Source organism: Burkholderia sp. Bp8986 (assembly GCF_003854225.1).
GTDB lineage: Bacteria > Pseudomonadota > Gammaproteobacteria > Burkholderiales > Burkholderiaceae > Burkholderia.
On record NZ_QTQM01000156.1, the window covers coordinates 1 to 1,175 of the forward strand.

Consider the following 1,175-nt stretch of genomic DNA (forward strand, 5'->3'; position numbering starts at 1 on the left):
CGCTCGACCGCGAGCGCGACGCCCATCCCGCCGCCGATGCACAGCGACGCCAGCCCGCGCTTCGCATCGCGCTTGGCCATCTCGTGCAGCAGCGTCACCAGGATCCGGCAGCCCGACGCGCCGATCGGGTGGCCGATCGCGATCGCCCCGCCGTTCACGTTCACCTTCGACGTGTCCCAGCCCATCTGCTTGTGCACCGCCAGCGCCTGCGCCGCGAATGCCTCATTGATTTCCATCAGGTCCAGGTCGCCCGGCGTCCAGCCCGCGCGCTCCAGCGCACGGCGCGATGCCGGCACCGGCCCCATGCCCATCACGCTCGGATCCACGCCCGCGTTCGCGTACGCCTTGATCCGCGCCAGCGGCGTCAGGCCGAGCGCCGCCGCCTTCTGCGCCGACATCACCAGCACCGCCGCCGCGCCGTCGTTCAGCCCCGACGCGTTCGCCGCCGTCACCGAGCCGTCCTTCGAGAACGCCGGCTTCAGCCCCGCCAGCGATTCCGCCGTCACGCCGTGGCGCACGAACTCGTCGGTCGCGAACTGCAGCGGCTCGCCCTTGCGTTGCGGGATCGACACCGGCACGATCTCGTCGTCGAAGCGCCCGGCCTTCTGCGCGGCTTCCGCCTTGTTCTGCGACAGCGCCGCGAACGCGTCCTGCTCCTCGCGCGTGATCCCGTATTCCTTCGCGACGTTCTCCGCCGTGATGCCCATGTGGTACTGGTTGTACACGTCCCACAGGCCGTCGACGATCATCGTGTCGACCAGCTTCGCGTCACCCATCCGGAACCCGTCGCGCGAGCCCGGCAGCACGTGCGGCGCCGCGCTCATGTTCTCCTGCCCGCCCGCGATCACGATCTCCGCGTCGCCCGCCACGATCGCGTTCGCCGCCAGCATCACGGCCTTCAGGCCCGAGCCGCACACCTTGTTGATCGTCATCCCCGGCACTGCGCTCGGCAGGCCGGCCTTGATCAGCGACTGGCGCGCCGGGTTCTGCCCCGAGCCCGCCGTCAGCACCTGGCCCATGATCACTTCGCTCACCTGCTCGGGCTTCACGCCCGAACGCTCCAGCACCGCGCGAATCACCGTCGCACCCAGCTCCGGTGCCGCGATCTTCGCGAGCGAGCCGCCGAATTTGCCGACCGCGGTCCGCGCGGCCGATACGATCACTACGTCCGTCAT

General features: G+C 70.4%; 1 protein-coding gene. It reads right to left on the reverse strand.

All coding sequences use genetic code 11. The features are described from left to right. The coding region (locus DID99_RS36645) for an acetyl-CoA C-acetyltransferase (RefSeq protein ID WP_148091661.1) at window positions 1-1,175 on the reverse strand (1,175 nt) is incomplete at both ends.